This window comes from Vibrio harveyi, assembly GCF_030060435.1.
Lineage (GTDB): Bacteria > Pseudomonadota > Gammaproteobacteria > Enterobacterales > Vibrionaceae > Vibrio > Vibrio harveyi.
On sequence record NZ_CP125875.1, the window covers coordinates 1,132,560 to 1,153,950 of the forward strand.

The window sequence follows — 21,391 nt, forward strand, 5'->3', positions numbered from 1 at the left end:
GGCGCAAGCATAGCAGACCAACACCACAACATAAAATCAATAGGGCTTAACGCCTTACTAAGCAGTTATATCTGCGTTATCGCCAGCGTCAATTCGCTCTGTAATGTGTTTTAAGAATGCGATAGCAGCGAACATGGCAATGTACAGTGTGCTACCGCCGATGAGTACACTCGACCAACCGCCGTTTTGCCAACAATAGAGCAATAGGAATCCACCTAAACTGCCGCCAATATAGTAATGCACGAGATACAATGCGGTCGCCGTCGCTTTTGCTTGTGTTGCGTTTTGTCCAACCCAACCGTAGGCGAGCGTGTGAGTGAAGAACGCACCGAAGCTGATCAATAACAAACCTGTCAACATTGCAGGTATGCTTTCAATTACTGCGATCCACATGCCAGCCATACTGACGATAGAGCCTAAAAACATGCCAAGTATCGGTGAAAAGCGTTTACTCCAATGTCCGGCACAGCGGGAAGAAAACGTACCACCCAAATAGCAAACAAAGATGAGAGAAGCTAACCCGACAGGCACATTATGTGGTGCACTAACCAAGCGGAATCCCATTACCGAATAAAGATTAACGAACAAGGCAAAGTTCAAACCGCCAATTAGCATAGCGAACCACACACGTTGATTTTTGAAGTGTCCGATAATAGCTCGATTGTGATGCCTTAAACTGCTCGAAGAAGGGGTGAAGTTTTTCTGTTTTGGCAGCAAGTAATGCACGCTGACCACACCGATAAGGGTGAATAGCATCATGACTTCGATGGCGACGTCGATGCTGAAGTTGTCTGCCAACAAACCTCCGCTGATACGCCCTGCGATCCCTCCCAATGAATTGGCTGCGATATAAGTACCGATCGCCATTGAAAATGCGTGTTTATCTAGCTCTTCCGCCATATAAGCAACGGCAACAGCTGCAAACGCGGCAAGCGCAACACCGATCAAAGCGCGACAAACCACTAAGAACAAAAACGAATCGCCAAGCAGCATTAATGCGGAGATCGCAGGGATCGAAAACAGACCAAACATCATTACAGGTTTGCGCCCAATCGACTCAGAGAGCACAGCCATTGGGACCAAGCTAAAGGAGAGAGCCAGTGTGGTGGCGGCGAATAGCCAGTTGACCTGCGTTTCCGAGATCTGAAAGTGCGCCGCAAAGCTTGGCAGCATCGGCTGAAGGAGATAAAGGTTCGAGAAAACCAAAAATGAGCCGAGCGCCAGAGATAGCGTAATGCGTTTGTATTCCGGAGTACCGAAACTGACCATGAGTCCTGCCTAATGCGAGCGAGCAAATATAAAGAAACTGTGATCAATCTATCAGTTAGTTGTGGATTGAAAAAATATATTAAAAATATGGTTGGTATATATTTTTGATCTAATGGAATCGAAACAACTCAAACACTTTTTGGCGGTCGCGGAACACGGCAACATTACTCATGCAGCTAAGGCTTTGCACATTGCTCAGCCAGCGTTAAGTATTTCAATTAAGAAGTTCGAACAGTCTCTTGGCGTGACGCTGTTTCGCCGAGAAGAAAAGAAAATCAGCTTAACCAAAGAAGGGGAAACCCTGTTGGTTCACGCTAAGCGAGTAATTCAGCAGTTACACGATGCGCAGTTAGCAATTGATGAACTCAAAGGTTTAGCCAAAGGGGAAGTGCGCCTTGGTACGCCTTCAATGATGGGCAGCTATTTTTTCCCTCGAATTGTCATGGCGTTTAAGAGCCAGTATCCAGATTTAAAGCTGACGCTGGTGGAGGCGGGTACTCAGTCTATCCGCCGAATGTTACTTAATGGACAGCTCGATATTGGCGTGATCAGTTGTGACGATGTACCAGAAGACTTAGAAACTGACCATTTGTTTACTAGCCAAATGGTCGCCGTTGTGGCTCCGGAACATGACTTAGCTCAGCGCAGTGCCATCACATTTGATCAGTTTTTCGAGCATGATTTGGTGATGTTCCAACATGGCTACTTCCACCGAGAATTCTTAGACCACATCAGCGAAGAGCATGGCTTTACAATGAAGTCCTCATTTGAAACCAACTTGTTGCCGCTCATTCTGAGTATCGTTAAACAAGAATTTGCTATTACCGCTCTCCTAGAACTGGTGACACAACATGAACAGGGTGTGGTGGGTATTCCATTTGAACCGAGCGTTAAGCTCGACCTTGCACTCGCGTGGCGAAAACAAGGCTATCTATCCATTGCCGACCGTACTTTCATTGACTTTGTGAAGCGGTATGTTTGATTTGCATCCAATTAAAACCAAACTGTTCAATGGAAAGCCTCCCTTTAATTGGGAGGCTTTTCTTTTTTATGCAGTTATCTCTTTCTCATTAAGTGGTATCAATACCCCAAGAGCCACCATGGCAGCGCCACCGATTACGGTGAACAATACCCGCTGCGAAAAGATCAATTCTGCCATTTCCGGATTAAAAGGACCTACCGATACAGTAAGAATAAGCAGCATGATACAAGCCGTGGCAATGGTGTAGTTGTGTTCGAGATACACAAGGATGCCGTAAAGCGAAGCGATGACCAAAACCCACATGGTTATTGTCATTGCGATGTCGGAGTTGAACGAGCCCAATAGCAATCCCACAGGCAAATAAACTAATGCGCCAAGCAAGGTTCCGTTCAAACGTTGCCAAGTTTTCGGTGCTAAGTCTTTGCTAAACGGGCTATGGATCATCATAAATAGGTAAGCGCCTAAAACGGCTCCTGTGCCACCCCATATACCTAACGACAGCACCAAGCCAATCCCTAGTGCTTTGCGGCTGGAGTACTTGAGATCAACACGACTAATTTTATGTGTGGTGCTCATCGAGCCATTCTGGGTGTTGGCGTTTTTCCAAACCAGCGTACTAGCAATGATCGCCACAGTGATGCCAAGCACAACCGATACTGAACGTTGAAGCATAAGTTCTGTGGCTGGGATATCTACCGGCATCATCATCGATAACAACATAAACGTCAGCGGCAGAATGTACTTTGGTACTCCTTGGTGGTGTTTATCGCGCTCTGTTATGACGAGTAAGAAGGCAAACAGCGCACTAGTAAAAGGCGCATAAGTGATAGGCACCATGGAAAGTGGTACCGCAACTAATGTCATGACCAAAGGATGGAGGCTACCTAGTAGGGTGTCTTTTGTCGTACTGAATTTGAGATTGTATAGGTAGTGGATGATTCCCACTTCCACCGCCACAAAAGCTTCTCCGACATCATAAAAATACGCACTGATGATAAGCAGCACGATAGAAAGCAAAAACATGCGGTTGCCTAGCACAAGGTAAGGCTTTGGCGGGATGAATTTTTGAGCGAGTGAATCGAGCATGGCGTATTTCCCATCCTTCAGTGAATAACAATATGGAAGGTATGAGATTACCAATTTAATGAAATATTCATTGCCAGTTTACGACAATAGTGATGAAAGCTTGAGCAGCATAAAGTGCCCAAGCTTAATGCGACTACGCGGTCTTCTTGTCGCGAGATTCGAAGAAATAGGTCACAAATACCATGTAGGCAACGACCAACACTAACTGCCATATCCGAACGTAAAACTTATCGTCTAGCGCACCGCTGCTCATGGAGGTACCCATTAACACCATAAAGCCCGTAAATGCAGTGGCGTAGACTGGGGCTTTGGCGGGCTCGGTGTAAATCTTGGTCCCAAGTAACGTAATAACCACCAACATCACTAGCATGTAGATGTACATATTTGGCACCAGAGAAATGGTAACGAAAGCGGCGAAAGCGAGTAGTCCTCCTAACACATTACTGATAACAAAAAACAATGATGTTTTGCCCGCTTTGTCGCTGGTTGCCATCAGAGAAAGCAGCATGACAAACGCAACGGTGAGTAATATTTGTGACAGTTGGAAATAGAAATAAAAACAAACCAAGGGAAACGACATCATCCAAGCTCGAATCGCAGCATTCCAACGAACTCCTTGAGTTAGAGGGGAGGGAGGGAAGCCAGCAAATTCAGTCGCATCCTCTTCTGGGAAGTAAACATGCGACACCCCGTAAAGCGCTACGGCGACGATACCAGAAAACGCAAAACCGATGCCCACGTCTAACGCGGCTTGCTTGTCTACAATGGTAACCGATGGAATCAAAATCAGGGCAATCATCAAGAAAGTGGCAAACATTACCCATTTTGGATCGGTAAATAGGTAATAGCTCCACAACATGCCCAACGACAGTACAGCCAGAAAACCTATTTTGTACTCTGGCAAGCCGCTCGATACCAAAAAGCCAATGACCGCGGTGGAGATCAACGCATAGCCAAGTTGTTTGATATGCAGGATATGAAACTGGGGTTTATCGACGATGAATTTTGCCGTCAAAAGAGGCGTACAAAATGCCAAAGGCCAGTTAAACCATAACGCGATAAAAGTAGCCAAACCTACGGTGACAACATAGCGCAGTATTCGACGTTCTTGTGCTTGAGTCAGACTATCTAACATAAGAGAACACGCTCACTAGATTGATCCAAACCTTACCCAGAAAGTTAAATAGAGCGTTGCTCTCTGTGTAGATCACCACATCTGCTTGTCCACCGATGCGCATGAAGTCAGCCGCATGTTTATCATCGAGCTTAATGGTCACGGGCATACGTTGTGTATCGCGCAGCCAACCATTTTGATTTTTCACGGTGGCTAAGGTGCCTGGCTGATTATTCGCGCCCCATGCAACCCCTAAATCTACGGAAGATACTGTGCCAGAGAAGGTTTGTCCGGGAGCATAATCGAGTGCAATTTCAACTTTATCTCCGGCGTTAATGTTGCCCATGCTGTTTTCGCGGAAGAAGGCTTCAAGCCATAAACCGTCGCTTTCAACAAACGTCATCAAGGGAGAACCTGCCGTGGCATAAGCACCTTGCGACAAATTAAAATTGGTCACAGCGCCATCAGAAGGTGCTCGCATTGTCGTGCGTGATAAGTTCAGTTGCGCTTGTTGCAGTTCTAGCAAAGCCGATTGGATCTGAGCGTTCTCTTCACCTGCCGCTCCCACCTGAGCTTTTGCTTTTTCTAGGTTCGCTTTGGCGTTAACGACATCGGCATTCGCTTTATCAATGGCTGCGCGAGTTGTATCTGCATCTGATTTTGAAACCACGCCTTTTTCTGCCATGGCTAAAACTCGTTGCCCTTGGCGTTTAGCATTTTCTTGTGCCACGAGCGCGGTGGTCAATTGAGCTTGTGCTGACATCACACCTGCCATTTGCGAGCCAACATTCTGTCCTGCGATCTTGAGCTTTGCTTCTGCTTGCTTGACCGCAATCTGGTGATCGGTGGTATTGATTTGCAGTAGCACATCGCCTTTTTTGACTTCGGTATTTGGTTTAATGCTGATGCTGTCTACTTGGCCAGAAACTTGTGGGATCAATGAGACGACATTGCCTTCCACACGGACATTATCGGTTGTCGGAATGATGCGATCTGCCACTATCGCTGTACCAATGGACACCATAGTGAGTGCCAATAATGCATTGGTTGTGCGCTTGACCTTATTAACCGGTTTCGGCGTCTGGCTTACTTGGTTTTCTGCTGCTGTCTCTGACATATAAACACTCGCTAATGATGAAGAAAGATGGTCAGAGTTCTCCATCGACGCAAGCTAGGCGCGAATTAAACTGAGACCAGTTCGTTTGAGCGTTAAAATACAATGTGTAAGGAAGTAAAAATTGCCATTATGCGACATTCGGAAATTTTGCAGAGTAGTGGTTTGAATAAGAGCGACAGACAAAGAAATAGGGCGGGCAGATAGAAAAAGAGCCTCTCTTTGGAGAAGCTCTTTAGGGTAGAGATAACGTGACTAAGTGATCAAACAAATTGATTAATATGTCACTTAGTTGCTGTACATTTTTTCAAAGTTCTTTGGATTCCAGCCAATCATGACTCGATCGCCAATCTTCAGTACAGGTACAGAACGAGCCCCCAGTGCATCGAGCTCTTTGCGTCCGCGTTGCATTTTTGCATTGCACAAGCGGTAGTTAATATTTTTCGAATCAAGATAACGTTGAGCATCTTTGCAGTGCGGGCAATTGTCTTTGACGTAAAGAACGACACGTTTCATTCAATTTCTCTCCATTATCGTCGGGAGGCGAAGTTTAGCGAGGTTTCGCAACAAAGGAAAGCTTGCGGAACTACACCGCATTACAAATGCCTGCTATCTATCAACGTAAGAGTAGCCACAATATCGAATTGATTTTAAAAATAAGGTACGCATGCTGGTATAGTTTAATAGTATAAAGTACACTAAAATAATTACAGAACGCTATTCATTTACAAACCAATAAAAAGGAAAGTTAGACAGGCAGGAAGCCGATATAACGACGGAGAAAAACATGAGAAATAAAGGCTTCACTTTAATTGAGATGGTTGTGGTTATTGTACTACTCGGTATTTTGGCGGTTACCGCAGCTCCGAGATTTTTAAATCTTCAAGATGATGCGCGAGATGCAACTCTGGAAGGTTACGCAGGTGCGTTGCTTGCTAGTATTGGGATTATTGCAGGCAAACATAAAATTGAGGGTGAACCCGATACCTTGATTGTTGACGGTACAGAACTATCATTCTTTACCACAGAAGATGGCAACACTCAGTCGTTTGAATACCCAACAGCGACAGATGTCGAGCAATGTATGGATATCTGGAACACTGCGGTTAATGGCATTAGAGCGAAAGGGGCTGATGCCAAAAAAGGTGAATTGAAGACGACTTTTGATCGTAATGAAGCCACTTGCTCTTATGCAGATTTACAACACGGTGCTGTGACATATAAATCCGGTACAGGGGATGTCAGCGTAGATAGCTAATAGCGACCTTCTAGGTTGGGTAGGGGCTTGAGATGCTCCTATCCAACAAGTAACCCCTTTTTAAACTCTCCTCAATATGACTGCAAAAGCTGCGTAGGTACTGTGAACAATCAGATTGGTTATAACCTAAGATGAAACTCTTGCTCATCTCAGGTATATTTAGCGCCTTTCTTTTGTCATAGCAGACTTAATACGCATGCATCCGTCACTTCGATATATTCAAGGTTATCCGCAGAACATTGTCGAGCAAGTCAGTTCACTCGTCGACAGTGGTAAACTGGTACCTTGGTTCGAAAAACGCTACCCAGATAGACACCAAATCAAAAGCGAAAAGGCACTCTACGAATACGCAATAGCGATCAAAAATCGCTACATGAAGAAAGCCGCGCCAATTAGCAAAGTGGTCTACGATAAGAAAATTCACGCTGTAAACAATGCGCTTGGTTTGCATAGCGTGATAAGTCGTAACCATGGTGGCAAGCTGAAATCGAAAAATGAGATTCGCATTGCGAACGTGTTTAAAGATGCACCTGAAGCGTTACTACGCATGCTGGTGGTACATGAGCTGGCACACACGCGTGAGAAAAACCACGACAAAGCCTTTTACCAACTGTGCTGTTATATGGAACCTGAGTATCATCAACTCGAATTTGATGCTCGTCTGTTTATGATTTACCTCGATTTAAAAGCGAATTCGAATGAAGACCAATAATCACAACGCGAAACAAGCTCAGCCAAAAACGGCGAAGTCTAAGCCGAGCAAAGAAGTCACCAAGATCAAACCAAAGCGTGTGAAAAATAAACCAACAGCAAAAGCTGCGAGTGCGGCAAAAAGCACTGGTCTGAAAACTAACGCCGCGAACAAAAGCAGCGATGTGGAAGTGATCAAAACTGCCAAAAGTGGATTGCATGAACGTAATGCACATCGAGGTCGCTACGATTTCAAAAAGCTAATCACAGCAGAGCCTCAGCTCAAATCATTTGTGATAAAGAACCCGAAAGGGGAAGACTCAATCAACTTCTCTGATCCAAAAGCCGTCAAGATGCTCAATAAAGCATTGCTGGCGGCGCATTATGATATTGAATACTGGGATATTCCTGATACTTACTTATGTCCGCCCATTCCTGGGCGTGCGGATTACGTTCATCGCGTAGCAGAGTTGCTTGATAGTGAAGTAAAAGTCAAATACGCACACCATAAGGTGCGAGCACTTGATGTGGGTGTAGGGGCAAACTGTATTTACCCAATCGTAGGTGTGACTCAATATGGATGGCATTACACTGGTAGCGATGTTGACGCAACATCGATTGAATCAGCACGAGCAATCACAGAGCGTAATGCCTCGTTAAACGGTAAGATCGAACTGGTACAACAAACCAGCGAGTCCAATATTTACCGTGGTATTATCCAACCAAACGATCGCTACGATATTACGACTTGTAACCCGCCATTTCACCGTTCAGCTGAAGAAGCGGCGATGGGCAGTCAGCGTAAGCTAGATAACTTAAAAGCGAATCAGCGTAAGAAGGGTGTGAAGGTTCAAGCTAATCAAGCGAAAACGCCTCAAGTAAAAGCCAATAAACCCGCGCTTAACTTTGGTGGGCAAAATGCTGAGCTATGGTGTGAAGGTGGTGAAGCTGCTTTCATCCGTAAGATGGCGAACGAAAGCCAAGCATTCAGTGCACAAGTGCTCTGGTTTACCACGTTAATCTCAAAGAAAGACAATGTTCGTCCGATGCGCAAACAACTTGAAAAGTTGGGTGTAAAAGCGATCCGAATCGTGGAAATGAGCCAAGGACAAAAAGTCAGCCGTTTTATCGCTTGGTCCTACATGGACAAATCGCAGCGTAAAGCGTGGATTGAATTAAAGTAGTTATCCAGCAAAGCTGTTCAAATAATTAAAAAATAGCACCACTTTGTTGGTGCTATTTTTTAACAAGAAATTCATTAATTTAATAATTATAACAAGTTTATTTTCTCTTTATGTCAAATTATATGGTAGGGCTATCAAGTTAAAATAACATGGGGTACTATCCAGTAAAGAAATAATATTTATATATGCCCAGCGATGTCCGATAACGAACTGATCATCTTCCCTTGGAATCACAATTTTGAGACAGGGATGAAAAAGATTGATGAACAACATTACCATCTATTTTTATTGGTGAATAAATTAGCTAATACGTTGATTTATGATGACCAGATTGAAGTAGACGGCGTATTTAGTGAGTTAAAAGACTATGCTCAATATCACTTTTCATATGAAGAAAGTGTATGGAATGAATACTTTTCTGATGATATTTGGAATGATGAGCATAAGAAGAGCCATGCCTCTTTTGTTGATGAAGTCATAAAAATCCAAGCGGAGTCGAAAGATCTCAACTGGCAAGAATCTATTGAGCACATCCTACAGTTCTTAGTGCGTTGGCTCGTGTTCCATATTATTGGCGACGATAAAAAAATGAGCGTGGCAGTAAGAGAGTTAGAGTCGAGTGACTCTTTAGAGACGGCGAAAGTGAATGCTGTCGACACTTTGCAAGGTATCAATGGCTTGGTCGCCGATACTGTACTTAAAATGTATTTTGAGGTATCAAGTCAATCTATTGAATTAGTGAGAGAAAAGCATCGTCGCTTTGTTGCTGAGAAAGAATTGAGATGTCTCAATAAAAAGCTGCAAGAACTCGCTATTACTGATGAATTATCGGGTCTGTACAATCGCCGATACTTCAATATCATGACGCCAGATATTCTTAATAAAGCACAAGACACTAACCAACTCGTCAGCTTTGTATCCATTGATTTAGATTACTTTAAACAACTAAATGATCAGTTTGGTCATCTAAAAGGGGATGAAGCGATCACCAAAGTAGGCGCATTGTTGTCTGCTCACTTTAATGACCTCGATGACATCGTGTTTAGAATTGGTGGGGAAGAGTTTCTAGTTGTGATTGTAGGGTCTGAACATAAAACCTCAATCAACCGCGCAGAGGCGTTTAGAAAAGCTACAGCCGAGCTTTCTATTATTTGTGAAACCAGTGCTCAAAGTCACATATTAACCAGTTCAATTGGTGTGTTCACTCAGTGTCCAGAACCGAATTTGGATATTCGTTATTACTTAGATAAAGCAGACCAGTGCTTATATAAAGCAAAACTCAATGGTCGAAATATTGTCATCGCAGACGAGATATAAACGATATTAACTGCGGTGAATTAAAAGTAGCTAGTTGTCGATTTTAAATTCGATAATTAATATTAAATTGAAAATCAATATAAAATCGATTGAAGTTCAATAATAATCATATTAATTTTTTTTATTGGTGAGTTGTGCGACATATTTTAATAGGTCGCCGTCAATGTCAGGCAGTCCGTCAGAGAAGAAAATTTGTGCTCCAGGAGTACAACGCATTAATACGTTGGTGAGTTCACCATCATCATTAGAAGTATTGATCGCATTGAGCTTAACCAGCTTGTTGTAAACTTCTTCTTCTAGTTGTTGGCGTTGTGCGTTGGTCAAACGAATACGACCGACACAAATCCCCGGATTTACCTCGTGAGATAAGGATTCTTTTTGGAAGCGTTCACGGAATAATGAGTCGAGTTCAGAGCCTTCTTCCATCAAAAAGCGTCGCCCAGAACGGTAGAACAGCCCATCACCAAAATCTTCAACATAACCTAGCATTTCCGCGATGCGCAGATAAAAACGCAGACTGGTTTCTGATAGCTGATAGGTTTTTGCAATATCCTTCGGAGCAAGGTTACGAGACGTCACCATATAGATAAAGTCGAGAAGGTAGGGGTGTTCAAGAAATAACGCGCTTTGCTCTTCAGTCAGCATTTGTTCGTTCTCATGCTGAAGCTGATTGGCGAGGTTGGCTAGTTCAATAAGATCGGTGTTTAAATAGTTGAGATAGACAAGGATTTTATCCAAGCCCAAAGAAGGATTATGAAGGTGGCGTTTGATGCTCGACAACGGAATACCGCTTTTCTCCGACAAAGAGCTGTAGCACAGCCCCTCATCTTTGATCTTTTGTCGCAGCGCCGCTAATAGAAATTTAGGTCCGACATTCATTTCTTAACACCACCTTAACTGCTGAGCTTATTTTGATGTGTTCTGTTGTTCCAACAACAAGTTACGAATGGCGGTGCCAGCTTCCAAAATGTGTTTTTTCAGCAGATACTTAGCGCCGTCCACATCGCGGTTTTGACACATTTCGAACAAGGTCAAATGCTCTTGCTCTGCCTTTTGAATGCCCGTCGTGAACAGCAGTTGCATGCGAATGTAGCGGTCGCACTTAGTGTTGAGGCTGTAAATCACATCCATGGTTTCTGGCATGTTTGCTGGGGCATACAGCGCTTTATGGAATTCGTAGTTGTAGTTGCTCCATTCTTCTACTTCATCGCCGCTGTTAACTACTGCTTCAAAACGTTCACGGACTTCACGTGCACGTTCGAGATCTTCGTCAGTCATGTTCTGAATCGCACGCTCTAAAATGTGGCATTCCACTACGGCGCGCAGTTCGAACAACTCGTCGATTTTATCTGGAGAGAGCTCGGTTACTGTTGCCCCTTTATGAGGCTCAAAGCTCACTAATCCTTGTGCTTCCAATTGTACTAACGCTTCACGAACGGGAATACGGCTAACATTAAACTCTTTTGCCAACGCGTCCTGACGTAAAGGTTGACCAGTTTTTAACTCGCCCTTAAGGATCTGAGTTCGAATCGCTTCCTCAACCAGTTGAGTGCGGGTCTTAAAAACAGGTTTTTGTGACATTGAAGTCTCCCGTCAAAAATAAATATTGTATCCAATTTCTTTAGTTTATTGTTTTTCTGGATTAAGCCAACTGCAAGCGAAGGTTTTGAGATGTGGCGTGAAATAAAAGGCACCAACTGGTGCCTTTTTGAGCCAATGACTTAACTGTGAGCTGCTTTGCCATCTACTGCGCGCGGGATCTCCAATGGATTTTCTGCTTTTAACGAATCGGGCAGTAAGCTTTCTGGTAACGCTTGATAAGCCACCGGACGTAGCCAACGGTGAATGGCTTCCGCACCAACAGAAGTCGAAGCCGAATGGGTCGATGCAGGATAAGGACCGCCATGCACCATGGCATAACCAACTTCTACGCCTGTCGGCCAGCCATTAAATACCAATCGTCCGGCAATCTCTTCCAAACGAGGGATGAGCTGCGATACTTGTGGGTAATCTTCTTCCATTGCATGAATTGTCGCGGTTAGCGATCCTGCCAGCGTTTCACTGAGCGAAAGCATATCTGCCACATCTTCACAAACGACGATCAACGATTGTGGACCAAAAATCTCTTCTTCCCACGCAGGATGTTTGCGCCAGTTTTTACTGCTTGTAACAAAGAGAGCCGAGGCAACACAAGGGGACTCCGCTTGAGAAAAAGTGACGTCAATTCCGTCGTCAGAGCCTCGGCTGATGACCTGTGATTGGTAACTATCACGGATTCCGGGAGTAAGTAGAGTAGAAGGAGATTGTTGTCGAATAAGGGCTTGCGCGGTTTCGATAAACGCTTGTGTTTCCGGTGTGTTCAGCGCAAACACTACGCCAGGTTTCGTACAAAATTGTCCACAGCCCATGGTCATTGAGGCAACAAATTGATCCGCTAAGTCGGCTTTGGCTCTCATTGCAGAAGGGAAAATAAACGTCGGGTTAATCGCACCAAGTTCACCATAGAACGGGATTGGCTCAGGTCGCTGCTGCACTAGGTTGAACAGGGCGCGTCCACCACCAACCGATCCAGTAAAGCCCACCGCTTTAATTTCAGGATGGCTGACCAGAGCTTGTCCTAAAGCACGCTGATTTCCTTGCAGCAAGGTGAAAATCGCTTGTGGTAACTGCTCTTGTTTCAGCGCTTGCTCGATACACTCTGCAACGATTTGGCTTGTACCTGGGTGCGCAGTATGACCTTTTACAATCACCGGGCAACCTGCTGCGAAGGCAGAAGCAGTATCTCCACCAGCAGCAGAGAAAGCCAACGGGAAGTTGGATGCACCAAATACCGCGACAGGACCAAGTGCAATTTGTTGGCGACGAATATCTGGCTTAGGTAACGGGGCACGAGTTGGATCTGGCGTATCAAGAATGACTTGGTGATAACTGCCAGAATTAACTACGTCAGCGAATAAGCGAAGTTGATTCGCTGTGCGAGCGATTTCTCCTGTCAGGCGTACTTCGGGAAGCGCCGTTTCTAAATGGGCTCGGGCGATAATGTCATCGCTTCTTGCTTCTAATTCACTGGCAATCGTGCGAAGCAGGCTAGCACGCTTACTGTTACTTAAGCGGCGAAAATCGCGCGCGACTTTTGCCGCTGCAGTTGCGGCTTGATTGACCTCAACTTCCGTATGAACAGGAAAAGCTAACGGGAGCGCCTCACCGGTAAAGGCGTTGGTCGCGTAAAAAACGTTGTCGGTTTGCGGGTTCATTGTGATTCCTTACTGTCCTTATTTCACTTCAAATCCATACGCGTATGGGTCTTCGTCATCCACCCAAATGGTGTTGTGTCCATATACTTGCGCCCAACCTTCGATGCTAGGCAAAATAGCTGCTCGCCCGTTCACTTCAGTGACGCCTTCAATACGTCCGTTAAACAGGCTGCCGATAATACTCTCGTGGACAAAGTCCTCACCTTGTTTGAGTTTGCCTTTGGCATGCCACTGCGCCATACGGGCACTGGTGCCTGTGCCGCAAGGGGAGCGGTCAAGGGCTTTGTCGCCATAAAACACCGCGTTGCGAGCGGTTGCGTTTTCATGAGTAGGGCTACCTGTCCAAAGTACGTGAGAGACGCCACACACAGTAGGGTCGTCTGGGTGAACACATTCCACCGCTTTTGAAACCGCTTCACGTACTCGGGGGGAGAGCATCAAAACCTCATCAGGTGAGTAGTGCTCAAGACCGGCATAGTTGGTTTGTGGGTCGACAATCACGTAGTAGTTGCCTCCATAAGAAACATCGACAGTGATTTCTCCCAGTCCTTCTACTTCAACGGTGACATCTTGGTGAGCAAGGTAAGCAGGAACGTTAAAGATCTTAACTGACGTGACCTTGTCACCTTTTGTTTGGTAATGCACTTCGATTTGTCCAGCAGGGACGTCAAGGATCAAACGACCTTCTTCCTTTGGTGTGATCAGCCGATTCTCAATTGCCGTGGTGACCGTGCCTATCGTGCCGTGCCCACACATAGGTAAGCATCCGCTTGTTTCGATAAACAAAATCGAGGCATCAGCATTGTCACTGCAAGGCGGTAAAACGACGGAACCTGACATCATGGAGTGACCACGAGGTTCAAACATCAATGCCTGACGAATCCAATCATAGTGTTCCAAGAAATATTGGCGCTTCTCACTCATGGTATTGCCCTTAAGCGGAGGAACACCGCCCGCCACTAATCGGACAGGGTTGCCACAGGTGTGGGCATCGATACAGAAAAAGGTTCCTTGTCTCATTTTTCGCTCCTTGCTGAAAAAATGGGTTGAATCGAACGGGCTTAATGTTATCGTGATGTAAAATATATTGTATACAATCTGCTTTTTCAAATGTGACTTGGAGCATATTCATGTTGGTCAAGGAAGAAACTGGAAATCAAAATATAGCGATAGTAGGCGCGGGGATCATCGGCTTGGCAATTGGCTTAAAATTGCAGCAAAAAGGGCATCAGGTGACACTATTCGACCCGAATGGTGTGGGAAATGGTTGCTCGAAAGGGAACGCAGGACACATCGCAACTGAGCAAGTTTTTCCACTCGCAACACCGGGTCTTATTCCTCAGTTACCAAAGATGATATTGAACCCCAAAAGTCCGGTTTCTATCCGATGGCAAGATCTCCCTTCCACCATAGGTTGGATGCTTCGGTTCTTATCAAAAGCCAAACCATCGTCGACAGAGCCTTCGACCAACGCCATCAAAAGTCTCAATTCAAGAGCAGTGAAAAGCTGGCAACAGCTGCTCGATTCCATCGAGAAAAAAGACCTGATCAAAATGGATGGCTCGCTATTGACCTTTGAAAGCGAGCGGCTGTTCGAACGTTATCAAAGTACGCTAGAAGAGCTAAAAAAACACGATGTGAAGTATCAAGTTTGGACGCAGAAAACCATCCGTGAACAACTTCCCGAGATCAGTCGACAAATTCGCCATGGTGTATTTTTCCCTGAGACGGGACATACGTTAGACCCTTATTCCATCTGCGTTGAGCTCTATGATGCCTTTGAGAGGCAGGGTGGGACCATTGTTAATAAAACGATTGATGCTCTAAGTAAGTCAGGACAAGTATCGGTGGATTCAAGTCAATATTCATTCGACCGTATCATCGTTGCTGCCGGGGTACATTCCAAGCCTTTAGTGGAGCAATTAACTGGTATCGCTGTGCCTATTCAAGCAGAGCGAGGGTATCACTTAATGGTGGATGATAAACGGCAAGCGCTGCCGTTTCCGATCAGCTCTGCCGACCGAAAATTCATCATGACGCCGATGGCGAGTGGGCTACGTTTAGCGGGAACAGTGGAGTATGCACACGTAGAATCTCCCCCGAATATGAAGCGTGCCGAGATGTTATATCAGCAAGGCGATGCGATGTTCGAAAGTGGATTAAACCCTCTCAAGCAACAAGAAAAGTGGATGGGAAACCGACCTTCAACAGTGGATTCGTTACCTGTGATTGACCAGATTTGTGAAGGAAAAGTGCTGCTGGCATTTGGACATCAGCACCTTGGATTAACCCAAGCTGCAATTACCGCCGACCTCATTTTGGAGCTTGTCGAAGGCAAAAAAACATCGGTTGATCTTTCACCATTTACGCTCAAGCGATTCGCTTAAAAAATTTTAAGATTAAATATTGTATAAAATATATTTAATGCTAATGTTAACGAAAATTTAACAACAAGGTGTCCAGCAGCCGTATCCGGATACCTCCAGAAAACGACCAAAGGAGTAAAACATGTCACGAATGACGAAAGCACCACTGGCGATGTTGATTTCAGGAATGCTGTTGGGGACCTCTGCATACGCAGAAGAGAAATTAACGATTGTGTCTTGGGGCGGTGCGTTTACCAAGAGCCAAGTTGAGGCGTACCACAAACCTTTTATCAAAAAGACGGGTGTAGAGATTGTCTCAGAAGACTTCAGTGGTGGTTTAGCCGAAATCAAAGCGCAAGTAGAAGCCAATAATGTGCGCTGGGATCTGGTATCACTAGACAAACCAGACATTGTACGCGGCTGTGCAGAAGGGCTTTTAGAGCCTGTTAATCCGAGTATTTTGCCGCCGGGTGCGGATGGCACGCCAGCAGAACAAGATTTCATTGAAGGGGCGATTCACGAATGCGCAATCAACTCGATTGTGGTTTCGACCGTACTTGCCGTTAATGAAGAAGCATTCAAAGGTAAAGCCGCACCAAGCAAGTTGACCGACCTTTTTGATTTGAACACCTTTCCTGGTCGACGTGCGCTGCAAAAGCAACCTCAAGGCAACTTAGAGTGGGCACTGTTGGCGGATGGCGTGAAGCCTGAAGAGGTTTATGCCTTGCTAGAGACCGAACAAGGGCGCGAGCGAGCATTTGCCAAGCTCGATACCATCAAATCACAAGTGTTGTGGTGGACAACAGGCGCTCAGCCACCACAAATGCTCGCAGACAAAGAAGTGGTGATAGCCTCGGCATTTAACGGTCGTATCCATAATGCCAGACAAGATGAAGGTCAGCCATTTCGCATTATTTGGGATCACCAAATGGGATACATGAACGGCTGGGCGATTCCAAAAGGCAGTGCGCACACCAAGTTAGCACTCGATTTCATCGCCTTTTCATCGGGTACCAAGCCTTTAGCTGACCAAGCAAAATACGTTGCCTATGGTCCAACCCGTAAATCGTCGTCGGCGCAAGTAAGCCCTGAGATTTTGGCAAACCTGCCTACCGCACCGCAGAACTTTAAAACAGCCTTTTTGATTAATGATGAGTGGTGGTCGGATTATGCCGATGAACTCAATGAAGAGTTTAACACTTGGCTGCTTAATTAGGCATTAACCAAGCGCTAGCTCAGTTGAGTGTTACCACTGAAGAGGCGGGCTTGATAACCAAAAGTTCCGCCTCTGATGTTCCCCTTTATTTGCTTTGGAGAAACCATGAACGTTATCGATGCGCAGCAAGTTGCCAAGTGTTTGAGCATGAAGTCGTTGATTGAAACCATGCGAGAAACTTATGCCCAGCCTGCTGCTATTCCCCAACGAAGAGTGATGCCTTTGGAAGAAGGTAAGTATGAAGCCTTTGCTTTGCTGCCTGCATGGAACCAAGACTTAATCGCGGTAAAAGCTTTTACCTATTTCCCACAGAATCCAGCACATGGCAAAGATACGCTGGCGTCCAAAATCGTGGTGTTTAAAAGAGAAGACGGTCAACCTGTCGCATTGGTCGATGGAAAAGTGCTGACCTTTTGGCGCACGGCAGCGGCGTCTGCATTAGCTGCGGATTACCTAGCGCGTGAAAAAGCCTCTCGGTTGCTGATATGCGGAACTGGTAATTTGGCACCATATTTTGCGTGGGCGTATGCCGCAGTTCGACCGCTTAAACAGGTTTATGTTTGGGGACGAAGTTTGGACAAAGCGATGGCGACCGTCGATCGCATTGTCTCATCGCCAGAGTATCAATCCTTGCCAATCGAGCGTCAGTTTGAGGTATCGGTGGTTGAGGGCGTCGATGAGACTCTTGAACATGTTGATATCATTAGTTGTGTGACCGCTTCCGCTACACCACTGTTTGATGGTGCAAAGGTTCTACCCGGCACGCATATCGACTTAGTAGGCAATCATGATTCGGATAAACGAGAGTGTGACTCGACAGTTGTGCAGCGCGCACAGGTGTATGTCGATAGCCGCATTAATGTGTTAGCGGAAGCAGGGGATTTACTGATCCCAATCCAAGAGGGCGTGTTTAACGCCGAGCAGATTAAAGGAGAGTTGCCACAGCTTTGCGCCAAAGAAGTGAGAGGGCGTCAGAGTGATGAGGCGATCACCTTATACAAATCGGTGGGCAGTGCCTTAGCCGATTTAGCCGCTGTACAAGCGGTATTGAAAGAAAGCGGCATCAGCCTAGTTTGAGCATTTTCGCTCGCCTTCTAAAATTGCATACAATATATATATAGGGAAGAAAGTTAATGAAAGTAGAATGGAAAGGTGTCTATCCAGCGGTCAGTACTCAGTTTCGTCACGATCAGTCAATTGATTTAGATGCAACACAAACCGTTATCGATAACCAAATTAAGGATGGCGTCAACGGCATCATCTGTTTGGGTACAGTAGGAGAAAACTGCGCCTTGTATCCAGAAGAAAAACGTCAGGTATTGCAGGCAGCACAAGAAGTGGTCAATGGTCGTGTACCTTTGATTGCTGGTACGGCAGAGTCCATTACCACTGCAGCGATTGACTATATGCAAGACGCTCAAAAAATCGGTATTGATGGCTGTATGGTGATGCCTGCAATGGTGTACCGTACATCAGAAAGCGAGACTTTTGATTACTACCGTACTTTGGCGCAAGCGACGCCAGAAATGCCAATTATGATTTACAACAACCCAGTTTCTTACGGGGTGGATGTCAATCTCGACATCATGGCGAAGTTGGCTGAATTTGAAAGCATTGTGGCGGTGAAAGAATCCACCACGGATACGCGCCGCATTACAGAACTCTACAATCAATTTGACGACCGCTTTACCGTGTTCAGCGGAGTAGATGACATTGCGCTTGAATCACTAATGCTAGGTGCAACAGGCTGGATCTCCGGCTTAACTAACGCATTCCCTGAGGAGTCGGTCGCGATTTACAAGTTGGCAAGTCAAGGTCGTTACGCAGAAGCGTTAGAGATTTACCGCTGGTTCCTACCATTGCTGCGTTTAGACACCATCCCGACTTTGGTTCAGTGTATCAAGCTAGCGGAGCAAGTGTGCGGACGCGGCTCTGAGCAAGTTCGTGCCCCTCGTCAAATCTTGCAAGGCGCAGAGCGTGAACAAGTGATTCAATTGGTCGAGCATGCGCTTGCTACTCGTTTAGACCTAACTAAATACAATTTATAACCAAGCTGCTTAGCAGGGCGTTAACTGACGCTCTGCTTATTCTTGATGTTCAAAAAAGTGAGAGGAGGGAAGCCATGAATTCGGCGAACAAGGACTATGTCAGCTTTCAACACGTTAAGAAAACCTACGATGGCACCAACTTGGTTGTAAAAGATTTTAACTTAGATATCGCCCCCGGTGAGTTTGTCACCATGCTTGGACCTTCCGGGTCGGGCAAAACCACGTGCTTAATGATGCTGGCAGGGTTTGAAACTGCCACTGGCGGCGAAATTTATATTGATGGCGTGCCGGTGAATAACCTTGCTCCGCACAAGCGAGACATCGGCATGGTATTTCAAAACTACGCGCTCTTTCCCCATATGACCATTGCTGAAAACCTTGCCTTTCCGTTAAAGGTACGCAAGCTCGACAGTGAAACCATTGAGAGTAAAGTGCAAAGCGCATTAGACATGGTGGAGCTAGGGCACGTTGCCAGTCGTTATCCCAAGCAGTTATCTGGCGGTCAGCAACAGCGCGTCGCCCTCGCCAGAGCCTTGGTGTTCGAGCCAAAACTTGTGTTGATGGATGAGCCGTTGGGTGCGTTGGATAAGCAGCTTCGCGAGCAAATGCAGATGGAAATAAAGCATCTTCACGAAAAGCTCGGCATCACCATTTTGTACGTGACGCACGATCAAGATGAAGCGCTGACGATGTCTGATCGCATTGCGGTATTTAACCATGGCGAAGTGCAGCAATTGGCGCCGCCAACTGAGTTGTACGAATCGCCAAGCAATGCGTTTGTGGCGCAGTTTATCGGTGAGAACAACCAACTTACCGGTATTGTAAACACGTTAGATGATACTCGTTGCCAAGTGCAGGTCGGGAAAGCGGCATTCAATGCGAAACCGGTAAGAGTCAAAGAGCGAGGGCAGAGCACCACGCTTTCGATTCGACCGGAAAAAATCATCCTTCAGTCTGATGGCGAACAGTGTGATAACCAAGTTTCCGGTATCCTGCGTGAGCTGATTTACCATGGTGATCACTATCGTTTAGTGGTTGACGTTGAGACGGTGGGTAAACTCGTCGTCAAAGTACCAAATGACAATCGCACCCATCTCTCACTTACTCCCGGCGCACAATGCCGCATCGGCTGGCAAAGTGAAGATTGTCACGCCCTTGATTGCTCACAACCTCAATCTCAACCGCAAACGGAATGCAATGAGGAGGCAGCATGAGTCGAGAGCTAACCTCGTTGGACTCGGTATTGGAAATCGAGCGCCAAGTTCATGAGCAAGAACACGATCTCAAAGCTCAGCTGCAAAAAGCAGAACGGAGAAAAACCATCCGTTCGATCATGCTTACTGTGCCCTTGGTGTGTTTCATTTTACTCACCTTTGCATTTCCTATCTTAGAAATGCTGTATCGCAGTGTCGACAATCGAGCCATACCTCAAGCATTGCCAGAAACAATTCAAGCGCTAGAAAGTTGGGACTATCGCGGTCAGCCGCACCCAGAAGTGATCACCGCGTTTTCTCATGAGCTATTGGGTTTGTATCAAAGCAAAACGTTGCCAAAAATCGCCAATCGCATGAATATTGAAGTTTCCGGAATGCGCAGCTTAATGATGAAAACCGGAAGAAAGCTATCTCGCCTTGAGTCATTGCCAGCATCGATAACAGAGTTATCTAAGCTCGATAAACGCTGGGCAGAAACTAAGTATTGGGCGGCGTTTAAGAACCTCAGTGGTGCCATTACATTGAGCCACTATTTAGCGGCATTAGACATGCAAGTGAATGAGTTTGGTGAAATTGAAGCGCAACCAGAAAAACGCCAGATCTACGTCGACCTTTTCTTTAAAACCTTTTGGATGTCGGTCTTAATCACGCTCATTTGCTTGGTAATGGCATACCCCGTAGCGTACTTGCTAGCAAACTTACCAGATAAGCGCGCAAACCTATTGTTGATCGTTGTTCTTCTACCATTTTGGACTTCGCTACTTGTTCGAACTACGTCTTGGATTGTGTTGTTGCAAAACCAAGGTGTGATTAATGACTTACTGATTTGGTCTGGCTTAACGTCGGAACGGATTCAAATGATCCACAATACGTTTGGCACCGTGGTATCGATGGTTCACATCCTTTTGCCGTTCATGATTTTACCGCTTTATAGCGTGATGAAGGGCATTAGTCCGACTTACTTCCGCGCGGCTCGTTCACTCGGTGCCACGCCTTTAGTCGCGTTTACCAAGGTTTATATGCCGCTGACGCTACCCGGTATTGGCGCAGGTGCGTTGTTGACCTTCATTCTTTCCATCGGCTTTTACATCACGCCAGCTTTGGTTGGCGGGCGAAGCGGACAGATGATTTCCAACATGATTGCTTATCACATGCAAACCTCGTTGAACTGGGGCATGGCGGGGGCTTTAGGCGGTCTATTGTTGTTTGTGGTGTTAGCGCTGTTTTATGTGTTCAACCGCGTCGTGGGCATTAATAATATCAAGGTAGGAGGGTAATC

20 protein-coding genes are annotated in these 21,391 nt (G+C 45.8%); 11 read left to right on the forward strand and 9 right to left on the reverse strand.

Annotated elements, in window-relative coordinates:
- Positions 1–57 precede the first annotated feature (57 nt).
- Positions 58–1,269, reverse strand: coding sequence for an MFS transporter (locus QMY49_RS05915; protein ID WP_017190306.1), 1,212 nt, complete (start codon positions 1,267–1,269; stop codon positions 58–60).
- Positions 1,270–1,381: 112 nt separating this feature from the next.
- Between QMY49_RS05915 and QMY49_RS05920 the strand changes: the two genes are divergently transcribed.
- Positions 1,382–2,251 carry a LysR family transcriptional regulator gene (locus QMY49_RS05920; protein ID WP_283313382.1) on the forward strand — a complete coding sequence of 290 codons (870 nt, stop codon included), beginning with the start codon at positions 1,382–1,384 and terminating at the stop codon, positions 2,249–2,251.
- A gap of 66 nt (positions 2,252–2,317) precedes the next feature.
- On the opposite strand, the gene QMY49_RS05925 is transcribed toward QMY49_RS05920, so the two are convergent.
- From QMY49_RS05925 to QMY49_RS05940, 4 genes are all read right to left on the reverse strand, one after another.
- Positions 2,318–3,337, reverse strand: a complete 1,020-nt coding sequence (locus tag QMY49_RS05925; RefSeq protein ID WP_283313384.1) for an FUSC family protein — start codon at positions 3,335–3,337, stop codon at positions 2,318–2,320.
- A 133-nt stretch (positions 3,338–3,470) separates the two neighbouring features.
- Complete coding sequence (locus QMY49_RS05930) at positions 3,471–4,472, reverse strand: DUF2955 domain-containing protein (RefSeq protein WP_283313385.1); 1,002 nt, start codon at positions 4,470–4,472, stop codon at positions 3,471–3,473.
- Positions 4,462–5,568 carry an HlyD family secretion protein gene (locus tag QMY49_RS05935; RefSeq protein ID WP_256893509.1) on the reverse strand — a complete coding sequence of 369 codons (1,107 nt, stop codon included), beginning with the start codon at positions 5,566–5,568 and terminating at the stop codon, positions 4,462–4,464. The genes QMY49_RS05930 and QMY49_RS05935 overlap by 11 nt, the downstream gene beginning before the upstream one ends.
- A 285-nt stretch (positions 5,569–5,853) precedes the next feature.
- Positions 5,854–6,081, reverse strand: coding sequence for a glutaredoxin family protein (locus tag QMY49_RS05940; RefSeq protein ID WP_283313387.1), 228 nt, complete (start codon positions 6,079–6,081; stop codon positions 5,854–5,856).
- A 271-nt stretch (positions 6,082–6,352) separates the two neighbouring features.
- On the opposite strand from QMY49_RS05940, the gene QMY49_RS05945 reads away from it, so the two are divergent.
- The 4 genes from QMY49_RS05945 to QMY49_RS05960 all read left to right on the forward strand — a co-directional run bounded on the left by QMY49_RS05945 (position 6,353) and on the right by QMY49_RS05960 (position 10,014).
- On the forward strand, positions 6,353–6,823 hold the full coding sequence (locus tag QMY49_RS05945; RefSeq protein WP_053052268.1) for a type II secretion system protein: 471 nt from the start codon (positions 6,353–6,355) through the stop codon (positions 6,821–6,823).
- A gap of 196 nt (positions 6,824–7,019) precedes the next feature.
- Complete coding sequence (locus QMY49_RS05950; protein WP_005528224.1) at positions 7,020–7,535, forward strand: M48 metallopeptidase family protein; 516 nt, start codon at positions 7,020–7,022, stop codon at positions 7,533–7,535.
- Entirely contained in the window at positions 7,522–8,697 is a 1,176-nt protein-coding gene (rlmF, locus tag QMY49_RS05955; RefSeq protein ID WP_283313393.1) for a 23S rRNA (adenine(1618)-N(6))-methyltransferase RlmF, read from the forward strand. The genes QMY49_RS05950 and rlmF overlap by 14 nt, the downstream gene beginning before the upstream one ends.
- A gap of 195 nt (positions 8,698–8,892) precedes the next feature.
- Positions 8,893–10,014 carry a GGDEF domain-containing protein gene (locus QMY49_RS05960; RefSeq protein ID WP_017190301.1) on the forward strand — a complete coding sequence of 374 codons (1,122 nt, stop codon included), beginning with the start codon at positions 8,893–8,895 and terminating at the stop codon, positions 10,012–10,014.
- Between the two features lie 111 nt (positions 10,015–10,125).
- On the opposite strand, the gene QMY49_RS05965 is transcribed toward QMY49_RS05960, so the two are convergent.
- From QMY49_RS05965 to QMY49_RS05980, 4 genes are all read right to left on the reverse strand, one after another.
- Positions 10,126–10,893, reverse strand: coding sequence for a hypothetical protein (locus tag QMY49_RS05965; protein WP_009697395.1), 768 nt, complete (start codon positions 10,891–10,893; stop codon positions 10,126–10,128).
- A gap of 27 nt (positions 10,894–10,920) precedes the next feature.
- Positions 10,921–11,595 carry a GntR family transcriptional regulator gene (locus tag QMY49_RS05970; RefSeq protein WP_005439897.1) on the reverse strand — a complete coding sequence of 225 codons (675 nt, stop codon included), beginning with the start codon at positions 11,593–11,595 and terminating at the stop codon, positions 10,921–10,923.
- A 140-nt stretch (positions 11,596–11,735) separates the two neighbouring features.
- Positions 11,736–13,268, reverse strand: a complete 1,533-nt coding sequence (locus QMY49_RS05975) for an aldehyde dehydrogenase (NADP(+)) (RefSeq protein ID WP_283313400.1) — start codon at positions 13,266–13,268, stop codon at positions 11,736–11,738.
- A gap of 18 nt (positions 13,269–13,286) precedes the next feature.
- Positions 13,287–14,288: a 4-hydroxyproline epimerase gene (locus tag QMY49_RS05980; RefSeq protein ID WP_283313402.1), complete on the reverse strand. Its 1,002-nt coding sequence runs from the start codon at positions 14,286–14,288 to the stop codon at positions 13,287–13,289.
- A 110-nt stretch (positions 14,289–14,398) separates the two neighbouring features.
- Here QMY49_RS05980 and QMY49_RS05985 point away from each other — a divergent pair, with 110 nt between their 5' ends.
- The 6 genes from QMY49_RS05985 to QMY49_RS06010 all read left to right on the forward strand — a co-directional run bounded on the left by QMY49_RS05985 (position 14,399) and on the right by QMY49_RS06010 (position 21,389).
- Positions 14,399–15,655, forward strand: a complete 1,257-nt coding sequence (locus QMY49_RS05985) for an NAD(P)/FAD-dependent oxidoreductase (RefSeq protein ID WP_283313404.1) — start codon at positions 14,399–14,401, stop codon at positions 15,653–15,655.
- 121 nt (positions 15,656–15,776) lie between these two features.
- Positions 15,777–16,850, forward strand: a complete 1,074-nt coding sequence (locus tag QMY49_RS05990; RefSeq protein ID WP_069218065.1) for a polyamine ABC transporter substrate-binding protein — start codon at positions 15,777–15,779, stop codon at positions 16,848–16,850.
- 105 nt (positions 16,851–16,955) lie between these two features.
- Positions 16,956–17,927 (forward strand): bifunctional Delta(1)-pyrroline-2-carboxylate/Delta(1)-piperideine-2-carboxylate reductase, encoded by a 972-nt coding sequence (gene lhpI, locus QMY49_RS05995; RefSeq protein ID WP_283313406.1) that lies wholly within the window; start codon positions 16,956–16,958, stop codon positions 17,925–17,927.
- A gap of 56 nt (positions 17,928–17,983) precedes the next feature.
- On the forward strand, positions 17,984–18,898 hold the full coding sequence (locus QMY49_RS06000) for a dihydrodipicolinate synthase family protein (protein WP_009705942.1): 915 nt from the start codon (positions 17,984–17,986) through the stop codon (positions 18,896–18,898).
- A gap of 74 nt (positions 18,899–18,972) precedes the next feature.
- Positions 18,973–20,112, forward strand: coding sequence for an ABC transporter ATP-binding protein (locus tag QMY49_RS06005; protein ID WP_283313407.1), 1,140 nt, complete (start codon positions 18,973–18,975; stop codon positions 20,110–20,112).
- Positions 20,109–21,389, forward strand: a complete 1,281-nt coding sequence (locus tag QMY49_RS06010; protein WP_152163295.1) for an ABC transporter permease — start codon at positions 20,109–20,111, stop codon at positions 21,387–21,389. Before QMY49_RS06005 ends, QMY49_RS06010 begins: the two co-directional genes overlap by 4 nt.
- Positions 21,390–21,391 lie beyond the last annotated feature (2 nt).

Excerpts from the sequence above, each read along its gene's own strand:
- QMY49_RS05935 (WP_256893509.1), bottom strand. The coding sequence starts at position 5,568 with ATGTCAGAGACAGCAGCAGAAAACCAAGTAAGCCAGACGCCGAAACCG.
- QMY49_RS05950 (WP_005528224.1), top strand. The coding sequence starts at position 7,020 with ATGCATCCGTCACTTCGATATATTCAAGGTTATCCGCAGAACATTGTC.
- lhpI (WP_283313406.1), top strand. The coding sequence starts at position 16,956 with ATGAACGTTATCGATGCGCAGCAAGTTGCCAAGTGTTTGAGCATGAAG.
- QMY49_RS05960 (WP_017190301.1), top strand. The coding sequence starts at position 8,893 with ATGTCCGATAACGAACTGATCATCTTCCCTTGGAATCACAATTTTGAG.
- QMY49_RS05985 (WP_283313404.1), top strand. The coding sequence starts at position 14,399 with ATGTTGGTCAAGGAAGAAACTGGAAATCAAAATATAGCGATAGTAGGC.
- QMY49_RS05970 (WP_005439897.1), bottom strand. The coding sequence starts at position 11,595 with ATGTCACAAAAACCTGTTTTTAAGACCCGCACTCAACTGGTTGAGGAA.
- rlmF (WP_283313393.1), top strand. The coding sequence starts at position 7,522 with ATGAAGACCAATAATCACAACGCGAAACAAGCTCAGCCAAAAACGGCG.
- QMY49_RS05945 (WP_053052268.1), top strand. The coding sequence starts at position 6,353 with ATGAGAAATAAAGGCTTCACTTTAATTGAGATGGTTGTGGTTATTGTA.
- QMY49_RS05990 (WP_069218065.1), top strand. The coding sequence starts at position 15,777 with ATGTCACGAATGACGAAAGCACCACTGGCGATGTTGATTTCAGGAATG.
- QMY49_RS05915 (WP_017190306.1), bottom strand. The coding sequence starts at position 1,269 with ATGGTCAGTTTCGGTACTCCGGAATACAAACGCATTACGCTATCTCTG.
- QMY49_RS06005 (WP_283313407.1), top strand. The coding sequence starts at position 18,973 with ATGAATTCGGCGAACAAGGACTATGTCAGCTTTCAACACGTTAAGAAA.
- QMY49_RS05965 (WP_009697395.1), bottom strand. The coding sequence starts at position 10,893 with ATGAATGTCGGACCTAAATTTCTATTAGCGGCGCTGCGACAAAAGATC.
- QMY49_RS05920 (WP_283313382.1), top strand. The coding sequence starts at position 1,382 with ATGGAATCGAAACAACTCAAACACTTTTTGGCGGTCGCGGAACACGGC.
- QMY49_RS05930 (WP_283313385.1), bottom strand. The coding sequence starts at position 4,472 with ATGTTAGATAGTCTGACTCAAGCACAAGAACGTCGAATACTGCGCTAT.
- QMY49_RS05925 (WP_283313384.1), bottom strand. The coding sequence starts at position 3,337 with ATGCTCGATTCACTCGCTCAAAAATTCATCCCGCCAAAGCCTTACCTT.
- QMY49_RS05975 (WP_283313400.1), bottom strand. The coding sequence starts at position 13,268 with ATGAACCCGCAAACCGACAACGTTTTTTACGCGACCAACGCCTTTACC.
- QMY49_RS05980 (WP_283313402.1), bottom strand. The coding sequence starts at position 14,288 with ATGAGACAAGGAACCTTTTTCTGTATCGATGCCCACACCTGTGGCAAC.
- QMY49_RS06000 (WP_009705942.1), top strand. The coding sequence starts at position 17,984 with ATGAAAGTAGAATGGAAAGGTGTCTATCCAGCGGTCAGTACTCAGTTT.
- QMY49_RS05940 (WP_283313387.1), bottom strand. The coding sequence starts at position 6,081 with ATGAAACGTGTCGTTCTTTACGTCAAAGACAATTGCCCGCACTGCAAA.
- QMY49_RS06010 (WP_152163295.1), top strand. The coding sequence starts at position 20,109 with ATGAGTCGAGAGCTAACCTCGTTGGACTCGGTATTGGAAATCGAGCGC.